Annotated in this window: 13 protein-coding genes; 5 read left to right on the forward strand and 8 right to left on the reverse strand. The window is 72.0% G+C overall.

All coding sequences use genetic code 11. The annotated features are described in order from the left end of the window. The first annotated feature begins 78 nt into the window (after nt 1–78). The 3 genes from IF20_RS15540 to IF20_RS15550 all read left to right on the forward strand — a co-directional run bounded on the left by IF20_RS15540 (nt 79) and on the right by IF20_RS15550 (nt 3882). Entirely contained in the window at nt 79–960 is an 882-nt protein-coding gene (locus IF20_RS15540; RefSeq protein WP_234426665.1) for a methyltransferase domain-containing protein, read from the forward strand. 116 nt (nt 961–1076) lie between these two features. Next, the gene (locus IF20_RS15545) at nt 1077–2828 is read left to right on the forward strand and encodes a choline/carnitine O-acyltransferase (protein WP_052865746.1); all 1752 of its coding nucleotides are present in this window, start codon (nt 1077–1079) and stop codon (nt 2826–2828) included. Nucleotides 2829–3126: 298 nt separating this feature from the next. Beyond that, nucleotides 3127–3882, forward strand: coding sequence for a GNAT family N-acetyltransferase (locus IF20_RS15550; protein ID WP_052865747.1), 756 nt, complete (start codon nt 3127–3129; stop codon nt 3880–3882). A 201-nt stretch (nt 3883–4083) separates the two neighbouring features. On the opposite strand, the gene IF20_RS39190 is transcribed toward IF20_RS15550, so the two are convergent. Together IF20_RS39190 and glnA are read right to left on the reverse strand one after the other, a co-directional pair. After that, nucleotides 4084–4764, reverse strand: coding sequence for a hypothetical protein (locus tag IF20_RS39190; RefSeq protein WP_199896616.1), 681 nt, complete (start codon nt 4762–4764; stop codon nt 4084–4086). 146 nt (nt 4765–4910) lie between these two features. Continuing rightward, complete coding sequence (gene glnA / locus IF20_RS15560) at nt 4911–6320, reverse strand: type I glutamate--ammonia ligase (RefSeq protein ID WP_052865748.1); 1410 nt, start codon at nt 6318–6320, stop codon at nt 4911–4913. A 307-nt stretch (nt 6321–6627) separates the two neighbouring features. Between glnA and IF20_RS15565 the strand changes: the two genes are divergently transcribed. After that, on the forward strand, nt 6628–7095 hold the full coding sequence (locus tag IF20_RS15565) for an RDD family protein (protein WP_199896617.1): 468 nt from the start codon (nt 6628–6630) through the stop codon (nt 7093–7095). 273 nt (nt 7096–7368) lie between these two features. On the opposite strand, the gene IF20_RS15570 is transcribed toward IF20_RS15565, so the two are convergent. From IF20_RS15570 to lipB, 4 genes are all read right to left on the reverse strand, one after another. Beyond that, nucleotides 7369–8067, reverse strand: coding sequence for a DUF4191 domain-containing protein (locus IF20_RS15570; protein ID WP_052865749.1), 699 nt, complete (start codon nt 8065–8067; stop codon nt 7369–7371). Nucleotides 8068–8077: 10 nt separating this feature from the next. Next, nucleotides 8078–8314, reverse strand: coding sequence for an SCO2195 family GlnR-regulated protein (locus tag IF20_RS15575; RefSeq protein ID WP_052865750.1), 237 nt, complete (start codon nt 8312–8314; stop codon nt 8078–8080). Nucleotides 8315–8771: 457 nt separating this feature from the next. After that, entirely contained in the window at nt 8772–9722 is a 951-nt protein-coding gene (lipA, locus tag IF20_RS15580; protein WP_052865751.1) for a lipoyl synthase, read from the reverse strand. Nucleotides 9723–9859: 137 nt separating this feature from the next. Beyond that, nucleotides 9860–10642 carry a lipoyl(octanoyl) transferase LipB gene (lipB, locus tag IF20_RS15585; protein WP_052865752.1) on the reverse strand — a complete coding sequence of 261 codons (783 nt, stop codon included), beginning with the start codon at nt 10640–10642 and terminating at the stop codon, nt 9860–9862. 777 nt (nt 10643–11419) lie between these two features. Between lipB and IF20_RS15590 the strand changes: the two genes are divergently transcribed. Then, nucleotides 11420–12913: a hypothetical protein gene (locus IF20_RS15590; protein ID WP_052865753.1), complete on the forward strand. Its 1494-nt coding sequence runs from the start codon at nt 11420–11422 to the stop codon at nt 12911–12913. A gap of 499 nt (nt 12914–13412) precedes the next feature. Here the strand turns inward: IF20_RS15590 and IF20_RS15595 are convergent, their stop codons facing one another. After that, a complete protein-coding gene (locus tag IF20_RS15595) occupies nt 13413–14942 on the reverse strand; it encodes an NAD(P)/FAD-dependent oxidoreductase (RefSeq protein ID WP_052865754.1) in 1530 nt (509 codons plus the stop codon). Nucleotides 14943–15225: 283 nt separating this feature from the next. Next, nucleotides 15226–16137: a TIGR01777 family oxidoreductase gene (locus tag IF20_RS15600; protein ID WP_052865755.1), complete on the reverse strand. Its 912-nt coding sequence runs from the start codon at nt 16135–16137 to the stop codon at nt 15226–15228. Nucleotides 16138–16156 lie beyond the last annotated feature (19 nt).

A 16156-nucleotide genomic window follows, 5' to 3' on the forward strand; every position in this document is an offset into this window, starting at 1 on the left:
GCATCCTGCATACGACAGGGCGCCCCGCCGCACACCGCAGGACGTTTTCCCATTCGCGATCCACGGAGGAGCAACCCCGTGCGCTTCGACACGACCGGAAAAGTCTCGCTCGACCACATCTACACGCAGCCCGACCCGCGTGCGTACTTCACCGTGCTGCGCACACTGGACTACTGCGTGCCGCAGCTCGCCAAGCCGTACTTCGCCAAGCTCGTCAAGGAGTACCGCGAGGACCACCGGGTGGCGGTGCCGAAGGTCGTCGACATCGGCTGCTCGTACGGCATCAACGCCGCCCTGCTCAAGTACGACGTGAGCATGGACGAGCTGTACGCGCGCTACGGCGACGAGGCGGTCGCCGGCCTCGCGCGCGAGCAACTGCTGGCCCGGGACCGCGAACTGTCCCGCGCCCGCCGGCCCGCGCACCCCACCCGCGTCGTCGGCCTGGACGCCTCCGAGAACGCGCTGTCGTACGCGCGGGAAGCCGGGTTCCTCGACGACACCGTCCACGCCGACCTGGAGAGCGGTGACCCCACGCCGGACCAGCGCGCCCGGCTGGCAGGCGCCGACCTGGTGTTCTCCACCGGCTGCATCGGCTACGTCACCGAACGCACGCTCACCCGCGTCGTCCGCGCGCAGGGCGGCCACCTGCCCTGGATGGCCCACTTCGTCCTGCGGATGTTCCCCTTCGACCCGGTCGAGCGCGCGCTGGCCGCCCTCGGCTACGAGACCACCCGCGTCGACGGCATGTTCAAACAGCGGCGGTTCGCCTCCCCGGAGGAACAGACGCTCGTCCTGGACACGATGTCGGCGGCCGGAGTGGATGCCACCGGGCTGGAGGCGGAAGGCTGGCTGTACGCACAGCTCTACGTCTCCCGGCCGTACGGCCCGGCAGGACACGCCAGGCCCCTCGGACGCACCAGGTCCCTTGATCGTCACGACCCGAATCGAGAGCAGCTTTGAACCCCAGTCGGTCCACGGCCACCGCCCCCTCGGGCAGCGCAGTCCCGTCCGTCTCCGCACCCCCCGCACCCCCGTCCACCGCTTCCACCTTCGCCCACGAGGACACCCTGCCGCGGGTGCCGCTGCCGACCCTGGCGGACAGCTGTACGCGCTTCCTCTCCTGGTGCGGCCCGCTGCTGACCCCTGAGGAGCGGGCGGCGACCGAGGCGGAGGTGGCCGCCTTCAGCGGTCCGGACGGGCCGGGCCCGGTCCTGCAGGCGGCGCTGGAGGAGTACGACCGCACCCCCGGCGTGCACAGCTGGCTCGACACCTTCTGGCCGTACCGCTACCTCGGCCGCCGGGACCGCATCGCCCTCAACGCCAACTTCTTCTTCCTCTTCCAGGACACCGGACAGCCGCAGGTGGAGCGGGCGGCCGGGCTGATCGGCGCGGCCGTCGCCTACAAGAGGCGGCTGGACCGGGAGGAGATCCCGCCCGTGGTGCTGCGCGGCGCGCCGCAGACCATGGAGCAGAACAAGTACCTCTTCTCCACCACCCGCATCCCGGGCGCCCAGCAGGACACGGTCCGCCACCCGTACTCCGAGGAATGGCCGGGCCCCTCCGACGCGCGCCACGTCGTGGTGTTCTTCCGGGGCGCGATGTACCGGATGGATGTACTGGGCCCCGACGGCACCCCGTACGCACTCGACGACCTGGCGGCGGGGCTGTCCGCCGTCATGAAGGCGGGCGCGGAACCGGCGGCGCCGGACACCTCCGTCGGCCACCTCACCACCATGGCCCGCGCCGACTGGGCGGCCACCCGCGAGACGCTGCGCGCGCACCCCGGCAACGCGGCGGCCCTGGACGACATCGAGACCGCCCTCTTCTGCGTCTGCCTGGAGGACTTCGCGCCTGCCGACACCCAGGAGACCTGCGACGAACTCCTCTACGGGGACCGCGGCAACCGATGGTTCGACAAGGCCGTCTCCTTCGTCGTCTTCGCCGACGGCCGGGCCGGCATCAACGTCGAGCACTGCGGCCTGGACGGCACGACGATCCTCAGCTTCGTCGACACCCTCCTCGGCACGCCGGCCGGGGAGCAGTCCCGGGAGTCGGGCGCCCGCGTCCAGGGCCGCCCGGAGTTCTCCGCCCTCACCTTCGAGCTGGACGACGCCCTCCAGGCCCGCATCCGGACCGCCGCCGAGGCGTTCGCCCAATACGGCGCGGACACCGCCACCCGGACCGTCTCCTTCGAGGACTTCGGCTCCACCGCGGCCAAGGCCCTGCGCGTCTCGCCGGACGCCTTCGTGCAGCTCGCGTACCAGCTCGCCCACCAGCGCGCCAAGGGCAGGCTGGGCGCCACGTACGAATCGATCGCCACCCGGCAGTGGCGGCGCGGCCGTACAGAGGCCATGCGCGTCGTCACTCCGGAGATCCAGGCGTTCGTGGCCGCGATGGAGGACCCGACGGCCGACGCCGCGGCGCGCCGCGCCGCCTTCCGCACGGCCGCCACCGCGCACGTCACCCGCGCCAAGGAGTGCCAGGCGGGCGACGCACCCGAGCAGCACCTCTGGGAGCTGGAGCTCATCCAGCGCCGCCGCGGCGCCGAGCTCGGCATCACCGAACAGCCCGCCCTCTACCGCTCGCCGGGCTGGCAGATCATGCGCGACGACTACCTGAGCACCAGCTCGGCGCCGTCCGAGCACATCCAGTACTTCGGCTTCGGCTCCACCAGCAGCCGCTGCATCGGCATCGCGTACGTCCTGCTGCCCGACCGCTTCAACCTCTACCTGAGCACCCCGCGGCCGGTCGCGGACCAGATGCACGCCTTCGCCGACCACCTCCGCACGGCGGTCACCGAGCTCCGCGAACTGCTCGCGGGGGAGTAGCGCACGGCGCCATCCACCGTCCTTCACCGCATGAGGGCCGCCACTCGGAACGGGTGGCGGCCCTCATGGATGCATCACCCACGAATGGGTAGGAGAGGTGGATTTGCCCCGGCCCCGGGGCGGTGTGTCACAGTGGGCCGTCCCGGTCCGCCGGGCGCGCGCGTGCGCGCCGCTGCCGGGAACCCCCTTTTCAGACGGACTGCCCGGTCGTGCCCCCAGCGCGCCCGGAATGTCGGAGTCTGTACCCTTCGGTACTTCCCCTGCACACCCTCCCGTACCTCCCCTCCCTCAGAGAGCGATGCTGGCAACGACTCTTGTCCCCCGGACCGCCGACCTGTTCGACCAGGGCCTGGAGAGCCGCACCGGCGCGGCCCTGCTGCGCTTCGGCGCCGCGCGACAGCGCCCTGCCGACCGGATCGGCTGGACCGGCGAAGGCGCCGCCGCCTGGCTCGACGAGGCCCGCGGCCATGTCTGGAGCGTCGGCGAACCGGAAGCCGCCGCCGGCCTCGTCCTGCGCGCGGCACTGACGATGCCCGACCGGATACGGGAGTTCACCGGCCCCCGCGGCACCGAGACCCTGGTCGGCCGCCACCTGCCGGTGACCGGCATTGTCGAGTGGATCTTCCGCTGGACCGTGGACGAGCCGCCCGTCCAGCGCGGCGAGGACCGGGTCGTCGCCCTCGACGAGTCCCACCACGACGAGCTGCTCGCCTTCCTCAACACGCACAGCCCCGCCCACTCCACCGGCCCCGGCGCCGAGGGCGTCAGCCTGTGGGCCGGCATCCGCGACGCGGACGGCCGGCTGGTCGCCTGCGGCGCCCTGAGCAGCCTCCGCGACAGCGGCGCCCCGCTCATGGCCTCCGTCGCCACCGACGCCGCCCTCCGCGGCCAGGGCCTCGGCGCGGCGCTCACCTCCTGGCTCACCCGCCACGCCGTCCGCCGCCACGGCTTCTGCACCCTCTGGCAGCTCACCGACAACACCCCCGCCGAGCGCCTCTACGACCGCCTCGGCTACCGCAACGAGGACCCGTGCGTCTCGGCACGGATCACCTGAGCCCCGCGCGTCTCGGCAGGGATCGCCTGACGAGTCAGCTGTCGGGGCGCCTGGCGGGGCAGTCATCGAGGCGCCTGGCGGCTCAGCCATCGGGGCGCCTGGCGGCTCGGTGACCGGATCGCCTGACGGGGGCGGTGATCCGTACTCGGTAACCGGTGGTCGGTAATCGATGGTCAGCCATCGGTGGTCGGTAACCGGTGGTCAGTAATCGGTGAGGTCCACCACGCGTGCGCAGTGCGGATCGCCGGCGTCGGCCGAGGTGCGCCACTCCTCGTCGAGCATCGACGGCAACACGGCCAGCAGCGCCGTGAGCGCACCTCCCGGCCGCACGTCGGCAGCGGTCACGCCGGGCACGTCCGCGCCGTCGAGATAGAGGCGCAGCCGGTCCCGCCCCCGGAACAGGAACCCGCGCAGGCGCACCGCCGGCCGCTCCTCGGACGACGGCTGCGCCAGACACCGCAGGAGCGTACGGGCCCAGTCGTCGACGGTGAACGGACCCGCCCCGACGGCCGCGGGATCCACCCGGATCAGCGGCATGCCCATGACCATGCCGACTCTCTCGTACGCATGGCTGCGCGCCCCTGCGTGCACCGCACGCAGAACCCCGACGACGTCGTGCGGGGTGAGCAACTCGTCACCCGAGCGGAGCGCAACCTCGTACGCCGTCAGCCGGCCGGGATCAGCCTCCCCGCGCCCCCCGACGACCACACGGACGGCCCCGGCGGCCGGCGGCACGGGCAGCACACCCCGCACATGCCGCTCCCCGACCAGCGGCGCGTACACGTGGTCCAGCAGCAGCCCCGCCACGTCCGCCTGCTGCTCCTCGATCTCTTCGATGGCCTCTTCGATGTCGTCAGTGCGCTCTTCGATGTCGTCCGTCACGGTCACTCATTGTGGCGCGGCCGGTGGGCGGTGACCGGCGGCCGGTCCCGTCCCGCGCCCGCAACGCGCGAGGGCCGGCACCCCGATGCGGGGTGCCGACCCTCATACGCTGCGGAAGCCGCGCTCCTCAGCGGAAGCCGCGCTTCTTAGATGTCGAAGTACAGCTCGAACTCGTGCGGGTGCGGGCGGAGCTGGATCGGGGCGATCTCGTTGGTGCGCTTGTAGTCGATCCAGGTCTCGATCAGGTCCGAGGTGAAGACGCCGCCCTGCTGGAGGTACTCGTTGTCCGCCTCCAGGGCGTCGAGGACCGCCGGGAGGGAGGTCGGGACCTGGGCGACGCCCGCGTGCTCCTCGGGAGCCAGCTCGTACAGGTCCTTGTCGATCGGCTCGGCCGGCTCGATCTTGTTCTTCACGCCGTCCAGGCCCGCGAGGAGGAGCGCGGAGAAGGCCAGGTACGGGTTGGAGGACGGGTCCGGCGCGCGGAACTCGACGCGCTTGGCCTTCGGGTTCGAGCCGGTGATCGGGATGCGCATGGCCGCGGAGCGGTTGCGCTGCGAGTACACCAGGTTGACCGGGGCCTCGAAGCCGGGGACCAGGCGGTGGTAGGAGTTCACCGTCGGGTTGGTGAAGGCCAGCAGCGACGGGGCGTGCTTGAGGATGCCGCCGATGTAGTAGCGGGCGGTGTCCGAGAGGCCCGCGTAGCCCTGCTCGTCGTAGAAGAGGGGCTCGCCACCGGACCACAGGGACTGGTGGACGTGCATGCCGGAGCCGTTGTCACCGAAGATCGGCTTGGGCATGAAGGTCGCGGTCTTGCCGTTGCGCCAGGCGACGTTCTTCACGATGTACTTGAAGAGCATCAGGTCGTCGGCCGCGGCGAGCAGCGTGTTGAACTTGTAGTTGATCTCCGCCTGGCCCGCGGTGCCGACCTCGTGGTGCTGGCGCTCGACCTTCAGGCCCTGCTTGTCCAGCTCCAGGGAGATCTCCGCGCGCAGGTCGGCGAAGTGGTCGACCGGCGGGGCGGGGAAGTAGCCGCCCTTGTAGCGGACCTTGTAACCGCGGTTGTTCTCGACCGCGCCGGTGTTCCAGGCGCCCGCCTCGGAGTCGATCTCGTAGACCGAGCGGTTGGCGGAGGTCTCGAAGCGGACCGAGTCGAAGACGTAGAACTCGGCCTCGGGGCCGAAGAACGCGGTGTCGGCGATGCCGGTGGAGGCGAGGTAGGCCTCGGCCTTCTTCGCCACGTTCCGCGGGTCACGGCTGTACTGCTCGCCGGTGATCGGGTCGTGGATGAAGAAGTTCAGGTTCAGGGTCTTGTCCCGGCGGAACGGGTCGACCCGGGCGGTGGAGAGGTCCGCGCGCAGCGCCATGTCGGACTCGTGGATGGCCTGGAACCCGCGGATCGAGGAGCCGTCGAACGCGAGCTCCTCCGTCGGGTCGAACGCCTCCGCCGGCACCGTGAAGTGCTGCATCACACCGGGCAGGTCGCAGAACCGGACGTCGACGAACTTGACGTCCTCATCCGCGATGAACTTCTTGGCCTCGTCGGCGTTCTGGAACATCCAACTCCTCCTAGCCCGGTCACCGGTCGGCGGCTCGGGGTTGCTCCTCGGATCGCGACCATGTGCGGTGGCGCGCTCGCCCGACCTTAGGTAGGCGGGATTTCCCAAGCATGACCCATTTGTTTCGCTCAGGTTAACCGGCGCGCGGTGGCCGCGGCCGGTTGCGGCTTCCGGCCGTGGCCCTTCGTGGCGGCCGTACCACGCACCGGTACGGCCGGGATGTGCCGTACGGCGAGGCGGTCACCGCACCCCGCTCCGGGGCGCCCCGGCCCGCGGGAAATGTATGCGGTCGCAGTACCGTGGACGGGTGGACAACAGGCAAGCAATGGGATCGTGGCTCTCCGGGCCCCGCGCGGCGGCCGAGGACATGGGCATCGACTTCGGTTACCGGGGCCAGCAGCTGGGGCTGCCGGAGCACGGACCCGGCTCGATCGCCCGACCGGGCCGCCGCTTCGTGGCCCTCCTCATCGACTGGGCGCTGTGCATGCTCATCGCGTACGGCCTGCTCAGCGGCGGCAAGGCCAACGCGGCGAGCAACTGGGCCTTGCTGGTCTTCTTCGTCCTGAGCCTGCTCACCGTCGGCACGGTGGGCTTCACTCCCGGGAAGCGGCTGCTGGGCCTGCGGGTCGTCGCCGAGGGCGGCGGCCGGCTCTCGCTGCCGCGGGTGCTGGTGCGGACGATCGCGCTGCTCATCGTCATCCCGGCCGCCATCTGGGACCGCGACGGCCGCGGCCTCCACGACCGCCTGGCCCGGTCGGTACAGGTACGGATCTGAGACGTACGAGTACGACGTACGGGTAGATGTACCGGTGGACGTGACGGTGGACGTACGGGTGCGAGGGGCGAAGGTGCGTCCGCTGTGGCGCGGGCTTCGTCCGCGTGATGCGGGCTTCGTCCGCTGAGACGCGTTCGCGTGTGTCCGCACGTTCGCGCGCGTGGGCACGTTCGCGCGTGTGCGCACGAGAGCGGCCCGGGACCGTGGGGTCCCGGGCCGCAGGCGTGTCGTCAGCTGTGTCGTCACCGTGTCGTCATTAGGACGCCGGAGGCGTCACCGCATCCGGCCGCCCTTCGGCATCCGCATGCCCTTGGGCATCGGCCCCTTCGGCACCGGCATGTTGCTCATCAGGTCGCCGAGCGCCCGCAGCCGGTCGTTGACCGCCGTGACCTCGGAGCCCGGCAGCACGCGCGGCAGCTTCATCAGCGTCGTACGGAGCTTCTTCAGCGGCACCTGGCCCTCGCCGTCACCGACCACGAAGTCGTGGACCGGCGCGTCGGAGACCGTACGGGCCATCCGCTTCTTCTCCGCGGCCAGCAGGCCGCGGAGCCGGTTCGGGTTGCCCTCGCCGACGAGCACGATGCCGGGCTTGCCGACCGCACGGTGCACGACGTCCTGGTTGCGGTTCATCGCGACCGCGGGCGTCACCGACCAGCCTCGGCCGATGTTCTCCAGCACCGCCGCCGCGGCGCCCGGCTGACCCTCCATCTGACCGAAGGCGGCCTTCTCGGCACGCCGGCCGAAGATGATCGCCATCGCCAGGAAGGCCAGCAGGAAGCCCAGGATGCCGGCGTACACGGGGTGGCCGATCAGGAAGCCGATGGCAAGGAGAACGCCGAAAACGACGATGCCCACGCCCGCGACGACAAGACCGACCTTGGAGTCGACCCGACGGGTCATCTTGTAGGTCAGGGCGATCTGCTTGAGCCGCCCGGGGTTCGCAGAGGTGTCTGCGTTTTCCTTCCTCGCCATGTACGGAAGTTTACGTGGCCGAGGTGCTCCGGGTCGCCGCGGCCTCCAGTACGTACTGGGCGGCCCGTCGGTCCTCCGCCCGGCGGCGGTCCTCCAGGACGGCGGTCCAGGCGTTCCGACGGGCGGTGCGCTGCCCGCCTCGCATCAGCAGCGACTCCACGGCGCGCAGCGCGCCGGTGACGGACGGGATCGGCAGAGCAGCCGGGATCGGCAGAGCAGCGGTGTCGCGGACGGGCGCGGCCTGCATGGCGTGAGTCCCCTTCGGGGTGGTGGGAACAACGGGGGTGTGAGCGGTGCGTGCATCCATCGTCACGGAAAGCCTTACGGAACGGTGTTACCAACGGATGACCGCACGGTCAAACGCCCATGAAACGTCGGTGCGGCCCGCACCGCTCCAGCCTGGGAGAAGTGCGGGCCGCACCGTTCGGCGTGTGCCGGGATTCACACCCCCGGGGCCCGAAAAGGCCGCTCGCGAATGCAAAGTTTTTGCGGTTGATCATGCGGATGGGGGACGCCCGAGCGTGATCGACGTGGTGCGACAGCGAGCCGTCCACCATGCGGGCACCGCCCGGGGCTTCCCGATGGTGATCACGTCGAGGGTTCGACGGTGACCGCACAGGGAGTCCGGACGGTGATCAAGCAGGGCCCCGGACGGTGACCGCGCAGGGCCCCGGAGGTGATCACGCCGGGGGCCGGTGGCGCGCTCACACCGCCGGGCGCTCCGCCTCCGCCGCGCGCTTGTCCATCGCCTGCTGGTAGAGCCGGCCGGCCCGGTACGAGGAGCGGACCAGCGGCCCGGACATGACGCCCTTGTAGCCGATCTCCTCCGCCTCTTCCTTCAGCTCGACGAACTCCTGCGGCTTCACCCAGCGGTCCACCGGGTGGTGCCGCACCGTCGGGCGCAGGTACTGGGTGATCGTGATCAGCTCGCAGCCCGCGTCGTGCAGGTCCTGCAGCGCCTCGCTGATCTCCGCACGGGTCTCGCCCATGCCCAGAATCAGGTTCGACTTGGTCACCAGGCCATCCTTGCGGGCCTCGGTGATGACCTTCAGGGAGCGCTCGTAACGGAAGCCGGGACGGATCCGCTTGAAGATCCGCGGCACGGTCTCCACGTTGTGGGCCAGCACCTCGGGGCGCGAGGAGAAGACCTCGGCCAGCTGGTCGGGCTCCGCGTTGAAGTCGGGGATCAGCAGCTCCACGCCCGTGTCGGGCATCAGGCCGTGGATCTGCCGGACGGTCTCGGCGTACAGCCAGGCGCCGCCGTCGTCCAGGTCGTCGCGGGCGACGCCGGTGATCGTGGCGTAGCGCAGGCCCATGGTCTGCACGCTCTCGGCCACGCGGCGGGGCTCGTCGCGGTCCAGCTCCTGCGGCTTGCCGGTGTCGATCTGGCAGAAGTCGCAGCGGCGCGTGCACTGATCACCGCCGATGAGGAAGGTCGCCTCGCGGTCCTCCCAGCATTCGAAGATGTTGGGACAGCCCGCCTCCTGGCAGACCGTGTGCAGGCCCTCGCTCTTCACCAGGCCCTGCAGGTGGTTGTACTCGGGGCCCATTTTCGCCCGGGTCTTGATCCACTCGGGCTTGCGCTCGATGGGGGTCTGGCTGTTCCGGACCTCCAGGCGCAGCATCTTGCGTCCGTCGGGTGCGACAGCGGACACTCCGGCTCCCTAAGCTTCGTTTCTTCGGCGTACCCAGGGTACGCCCGTTGATTCGCACGTCTTTACGTGCTGCGCAACCCGCTACCGCCGGGCTGCATTCCGCCGGGCCCGCTCGTGGGGGACGCCGGCGGGCCGGGTCAGACGGCGCGGGGCAGGAGCTCGGCGTTCTCCAGCACGTCCGCCAGGTGCTTCTCGGCGACCGGCAGCACCTCGTCGATGGTGACCTCGCGGCCCAGCTCGTTCGAGAGCGAGGTCACGCCCGCGTCGCGGATGCCGCACGGGACGATCTTGTCGAACTCGGTGTTGTCCGGGTTCACGTTCAGCGCGAAGCCGTGCATCGTGACGCCCTTCGCCACCCGGATGCCGATCGCGGCGAGCTTGCGGTCCTCGCGGCGCTGTCCGGCGTTGGACGGGGCGTACTCCGGGCCGTTCAGCCGCGGGTCGAACAGCTCGTCGTTCACGCGCGGGTCGAAGTCGAGGTTCAGGCCACCGAGCGCGGCGCGCTGCTCCACGGGGTCGCCCAGGACCCATACGCCGCTGCGGCCCTCGACGCGGGTGGTCTCCACGCCGAACTCCGCCGCCGTGCGGATCAGCGCCTCTTCGAGGCGGCGCACGTGCGCGACCACGTCCACCGGGCGCGGCAGCTTCTGGATCGGATAGCCGACCAGCTGGCCCGGCCCGTGCCAGGTGATCTTCCCGCCGCGGTCCACGTCGATGACGGGGGTGCCGTCCAGGGGGCGCTCGTTCTCGGCCGTACGCCGACCCGCCGTGTATACGGGCGGGTGCTCCAGCAGCAGACACGTGTCCGGAATCTCGTCAGCGAACCGGGCGGCGTGCACCCGGCGCTGCTCCTGCCACGCCGTCTGGTACTCCACGGCGTCGGCGCCGAAGCCCATCCGGACAAAGCGCAGCTCACTCATGGCGGCTCCTCTTATTGCATCCATCGCGCCCGTCACCACTGTACGGCCGTGCCCGAAAAGCACGTCGGGCGGCCGGGTCCGGGACGGTACGGGGGGGGAGACGCGGCGTCCGCACCGTCCCGGCGCAGGGGGACAGGGGCGGCGCTCGTGCCGTCCCTGTGGCGGGTAGCGGGTAGCGGGTAGCGGGTAGCGGGTGGGCGGGTGGCGGGTGCGGCGCTCGCCGTAGCTCTCCGCTCCCGCGTGCACGGCGCTCGCCGCAGCTCCGTTCCCCGCGCGCACGGCGCCCGTCTCGCCGAGAGGCTCCGGGGCGCGCTGCCCCGTGTACCTCTGCGGACGGTCCGGTACGCGTGTGGGTGGACATCGGGCGCTGCGCATACGGGCGGCCGTCCGATGTGCATACGGGGCCGCCGTCCCGTGCGTGCGCGGGCGGGCCGAAGGGGCGACGGAGCCGGGGCCTCAGCGACAGATCGCGCAGGCCGGGCAGTTCGTGCAGGTCGCGCAGGTCGTGCAGGCCGCCAAGGGGAGACCGGGTGGCGGCGTCGGGGGAGGCCGGACGGGGCGTCGGGAGGGAGCACGCACCGGACATCAGGTGTAGACGGCGTGTAGCCGCGTCGGCCTGCGGAGCTGTGCTCACACGATCGGATGAACGCGGATGAATCGTGGCCGGAAGTCAGCCCTGGGCCGCTACATTCACGCCGTTCCAGGAGGGCGAAAGCGCCGGACGGTGTCGACCGGGCCCGGTCGGCGCGGCCCGGAAGGCAGGAGACCGTAAAGCTGATGACGGAACGACCCGACCCAGGCCCACAGCTTGAGGGATCGCCGCAACGCACACCCAACCGCAGACTCGCCGCGCTGATCGCCGAGGCGGGATTCTCCAATGCCGGTCTGGCCCGCCGGGTGGACCAGCTGGGGCTGGAACACGGGCTCGACCTGCGCTACGACAAGACATCGGTGACCAGATGGCTGCGCGGCCAGCAGCCACGCGGCACCACCCCCGCACTGATCGCCGAGGTGTTCACCCGCCGCCTCGGACGCCGGCTGTCGGCGCAGGACCTGGGCCTGGACGCCTGCGCACCCGTGTACGCAGGGCTCGAATTCGCCGCGACCCCCAGCGAGGCGGTCGACATCGTCAGCGGCCTGTGGCGCAAGGACTCCGGCAGCCACGCCGAACTGCGCAAGATCGCCTTCACCCCGGCCGGCCTGGTCGTCCCCAGCCGCGACTGGCTCATCGGCCGCGCCGACGAACGTGTGGCGCGCGGCGAACCGGTCCCCGAGGCGGTGCCGCCCCGCGTCCCCGCACAGATCCGCAGCGGGGTGCCCCGACAGCGCCGCCCCGACCGTGTGGAGCGCCCGGACCCGGCGCACGGCTACCGCGTGTCCGCCGGGGACATCGCCGCCCTGCGCTCCGTCGGCGAGCTGTTCAGAACGCTGGACCACGCCTACGGAGGTGGCCACGCCCGACAGGCCCTCGTGCGCTATCTGGAACACGAGGCCGAGCCCATGCTGCGCGGCTCGTACACCGAGCCCACCGGACGCCGGCTCTTCTCCGCCACCGCCGACCTCACCCGGCTCGCCGGCTGGACCTCGTACGACATCACCGCCCACGGACTCGCGCAGCGCTACTTCGTGCAGGCACTACGGCTCGCCCAGGCGGCCGGCGACCGCGCCTACGGCAGCTACGTCCTGATCACGATGAGTCGGCAGGCGGTCTACCTGGGCCACGGCCGGGAGGCGGTACAGCTCGCCCGCGTGGCCCAGCAGGGCATCGGAAGCGGGCCGCCGCCCCTGGTCCAGGCACTGCTGCACGCCGCCGAGGCCCGCGGCCACGCCGTACTGGGCGAGGTACGCGCCTGCACCGCCTCCCTGGCCCGCGCCGAACGCGCCCTGGAAGCCGCGCGCCCCGGGGACGAGGTGCCGCACTGGGCCCGCCTCTTCGACGAAGCACAGCTCGCGGACGAATTCGGGCATTGCCACCGCGACCTCCAGCAGTACCGCGCGGCCGCACAGCACGCCGAGCGGTCACTGCAGCTCCGCGGTGCCGGCTACGCCCGCAGTCGGCTGCTCTGCCGCATCGTCCTGGCCACCGCCCGGCTCGGCCTCGGCGAATTGGAGCAGGCGTGCACGCTGGGCGCGGAGGCCGCGGTACAGGCCGCGGAGATGCGATCCGTACGGGTGCATGAGTACGTACGGGACTTCGAACGCAGGCTGGAGCCGTACCGGGACGCCGCAGCCGTACGCGGCTACCGGGACAAGGTGACCGCACTGGGCTGAGAGACCCTACGGCCCCGACGGAGACGTACGCAGACGCGCGAAGAGGTGCGAAGAGGTGCGTGGACGTACGAAGACGTACGTGGACGTGCGAAGACGTACGTGGACGTGCGGACAGGTGCGTGGACGTGCGAAAACGCACGGAGACCTGCGGAGACGTGCCAAGACGTACGGAGACATGCCGAGACGTGCGGGGCGGTCGGGGACACCCGGTGACGTGCCGCGCCGGAGGTCCTGGGGAATGGGCCCGTGAGCCCTGGCTGTGGCGGGTCGGGATGCCGCTGGGCCGGGAGGTGACGGGGCCGGGTTGCGACGGGGCCGGGACGGTGATCATGCCGTCCCGGCCCCGCCGTCGTGCGGGTGGGGGCGTGTTCGGGCCGGCGTGGGGGAGCCAGGTGCGTGGGGCGTGGCGGGCTCGGCCGGGTGACTGCCGGAGGGGGCCGGGGCGTGGGCGCGCCGTCGGCCGCCGGACGGCCTGAGTGTCAGGCCCTCCGGCCGGCTCTCAGGCGGCGTCGAACAGGTCGGCGGCGGAGTCGTCCTCCGCCATCGTCATCCCGAAGTCGCCCAGCAGCGCGCGGGCGGCGCGGCGACCGGAACGCAGCGCGCCCTGGACGGTGCCGGTGTCCCGATGGTCGCCGCAGACGTACAGCCCGGCCAGCACGCGTACCGGCCGCAGCGGATCGTGCGGCGCGGGCATGGCCGGCACGGCGTACGGATCGTGGTGCGCTGCCAGCAGCCGCCAGCCGTCGGTGGCGGTGCCGTACAACCGCTCCAACTGCGGGCGGACCGTCTTGTCCAGCGCGCCGGCCGGCAGCGTCGCGGCGGAGCCGAGCACCGCCGTGGTGATCAGCGACCTGCCGGGCGGTGTGCGCGACGGATCGACCGCGCTCGCGACGTAGCTGTACGCCACCGGCCCGTCCGTCGGCAGGAAAAGCGTCGCGTCCTGCGCCTGCGGATAACTCAGGGTGTGGTCGGCGCTGTGGTGCAACATGGTCACGGGATGGAAATCGGGGACCCGCAACCCCGGCAAGAGCTCCGCGGCATCGCGTGCCCCCGTGGCCACGAGCGCGGCGCGGCACCGCAGTTGACGATGATCGGAGGTGGTGACGAGCGTGGTGGAGACGGAGACGGCACGGACGGACGTGCGCACGGTGCCCGGCGGCAGCGAGGCGGCGAGCAGTTCGGGGACGCTCGCCGCGCCTCCCGCCGGAAGACAGAGCCGCCCGGTCGCGAAGGCGTGCAGGGTGAGGGCCGCGCCGAAGCTGGAGCCCTGCAGCGTGGGGTCGCCGAGCAGGGCGGTCAGGAGCGGACGGAGCGCGGCGGCCCGGGGCGAGAGGACGTCCTGCACCGGCTGGTCACGGCCCGGGGTCGCGGCGGACCGCGATGCCCGCTGCGCGCTCGGGGCGGTGCGCAGCGTCTGGTGCCGGGAGGAGCCGAGCGAGGGAAGCCGTGGGGAGCCGAGGCCGAGACCGGGGAGCCGGGGTGCTCCCAGGGACGGCAGCCGGGCGGTGCCGAGTGGCCCCAGCTGCCCGCGCGTGCCGAGCGACCGTATCGGGCCCAGCGGTCCGAGGGCGGGCAGGCGGGATGTGGCGAGTGAGGGGAGACGGGGGTACGGGCTCTGCGGTTCACCGTGTGACGGCAGTCGGGGGCCGGGGAGCGAGGGGATACGGACGCCCGAGCGCGGCACGGGGCGCGCGGAGGCGCGCGCGAGGGCGCGCGCGGTGGCGAGTGCGACCCGTGTGCTCCGTATGGCGCCGATGCGTTGGGCGCGGCGCCCGTTGTGCAGGCAGATACCGGGGGCGAAGGGCCGCAGTGCGAGGTCGTTGAGCGCCGGGGTGCTGCTCAGCTCGGGATAGGAGGTGACCAACAACTGGCTGCCGTGGTCCAGGCGGTAGCCGTCCAGCTCCTCGGTGGTCGCGCGGCCACCGACGCGGTCGGCGGCCTCCAGGACGGCGACCGTGGCGCCGGCGCGGGTGAGGTGGTGCGCGGCGGCCAGACCGGCCACTCCGGCACCGATGATGACGACGTCCACGGTGTCCGGCGGATCGGTCGGTTGGGGCGCCGGTTGCGGTGAGGGGTTTCGGGAAGCGGGGGTGCGCGGCACGTGTCCCTCCCAGGGTCGGCCGGGGTTTCGGCCCACGTCTCATGCCCTTCGCGAGCCTCCCTGATACCCACGCCCGCAGCCGGGCCGACGCACACGGGGTCGCACAACGCCCATGCGCCACGCGCGTGCCAGTGGCAACAACCGGTCTCGGTCGCCGACCTCGGCTTCAGTCTCGGTTCCCGGCCTCAGCTTTCAGTCTCGGTTCCCGACCTCAATCCATCTGGGCCGTCTGGGCCGCCCTGATGGCTGCGGTGATGGTGGGGTGGGTGAAGGTGAAGCCGGAGTCCTGGAGGCGGGTGGGGACGACGCGCTGGCTCTGGAGGACGTCGTCGGCGAACTCGCCGAGGGCCAGGCGGAGGGCAGGGGGCGGGACGGTGAAGAGGGTGGGGCGGCGCAGGACCTTGCCCATGGCGGCCGTCGCCTCGCGGTTGGTGACCGGCTCCGGGGCGGTGAGGTTCACCGGGCCGGACAGCGTGTCGTCGTCGATGAGGCGGCGCAGCGCGCGGACGTGGTCGTGCAGGGAGATGAACGACCAGTACTGGCTGCCGTTCCCGAGCCGGCCGCCGAGCCCCGCCTTGAAGATCGGGAAGAGGCGGCCCCAGGCGCCGCCGGTGCGCGAGACGACCAGGCCGGTGCGGGCGAAGGCGGTACGGATCCCGGCCTCGACGGCCGGTTCCGCCGCGGCCTCCCAGTCGACGCAGACCCCGGCGAGGAACCCGTCGCCGGGCGGGGCGCTCTCGTCCACGCGGCGTGTCCCGGTGTCCCCGTAGTAGCCGATCGCGGTGCCGCACACGAAGGAGCGCGGCGGGGTGTCGAGGGAGGCGAGGGCTTCGGCGATCGCGGCCGTGCCCAGGACCCGGCTGTCGCGGATCTGCTTCTTGTACGCGGCCGTCCACCGGTGGTCCCCGACGCCCGCGCCCGCGAGGTGCACGACGGAGTCGCAGCCCGCGAGCGACGCGGTGTCGACGGTCTGCCGTTCGGGGTCCCACGCCACTTCGTCGGCCGCGCGTGGTGCGCGCCGGACGAGGCGCAGTACCTCGTGCCCGTCTGCGCGCAGTGACCGCTGGAGCGCCGTACCGATGAGACCGGTCGAGCCGGTGATCGCGATCCGCATGGTTCCCATACTGCCCGTGGCGGCGGGC

The sequence above is a fragment of the Streptomyces niger genome (assembly GCF_000718305.1).
Taxonomy (GTDB): Bacteria; Actinomycetota; Actinomycetes; order Streptomycetales; family Streptomycetaceae; genus Streptomyces; species Streptomyces niger.

Bases quoted from the DNA above. Each gene is read 5' to 3' on its own strand.
- IF20_RS15570 (WP_052865749.1), bottom strand. From the start codon at position 8,067: ATGGCGAGGAAGGAAAACGCAGACACCTCTGCGAACCCCGGGCGGCTC.
- IF20_RS15575 (WP_052865750.1), bottom strand. From the start codon at position 8,314: ATGCAGGCCGCGCCCGTCCGCGACACCGCTGCTCTGCCGATCCCGGCT.
- lipB (WP_052865752.1), bottom strand. From the start codon at position 10,642: ATGAGTGAGCTGCGCTTTGTCCGGATGGGCTTCGGCGCCGACGCCGTG.
- IF20_RS15590 (WP_052865753.1), top strand. From the start codon at position 11,420: ATGACGGAACGACCCGACCCAGGCCCACAGCTTGAGGGATCGCCGCAA.
- IF20_RS15600 (WP_052865755.1), bottom strand. From the start codon at position 16,137: ATGGGAACCATGCGGATCGCGATCACCGGCTCGACCGGTCTCATCGGT.
- IF20_RS15550 (WP_052865747.1), top strand. From the start codon at position 3,127: ATGCTGGCAACGACTCTTGTCCCCCGGACCGCCGACCTGTTCGACCAG.
- glnA (WP_052865748.1), bottom strand. From the start codon at position 6,320: ATGTTCCAGAACGCCGACGAGGCCAAGAAGTTCATCGCGGATGAGGAC.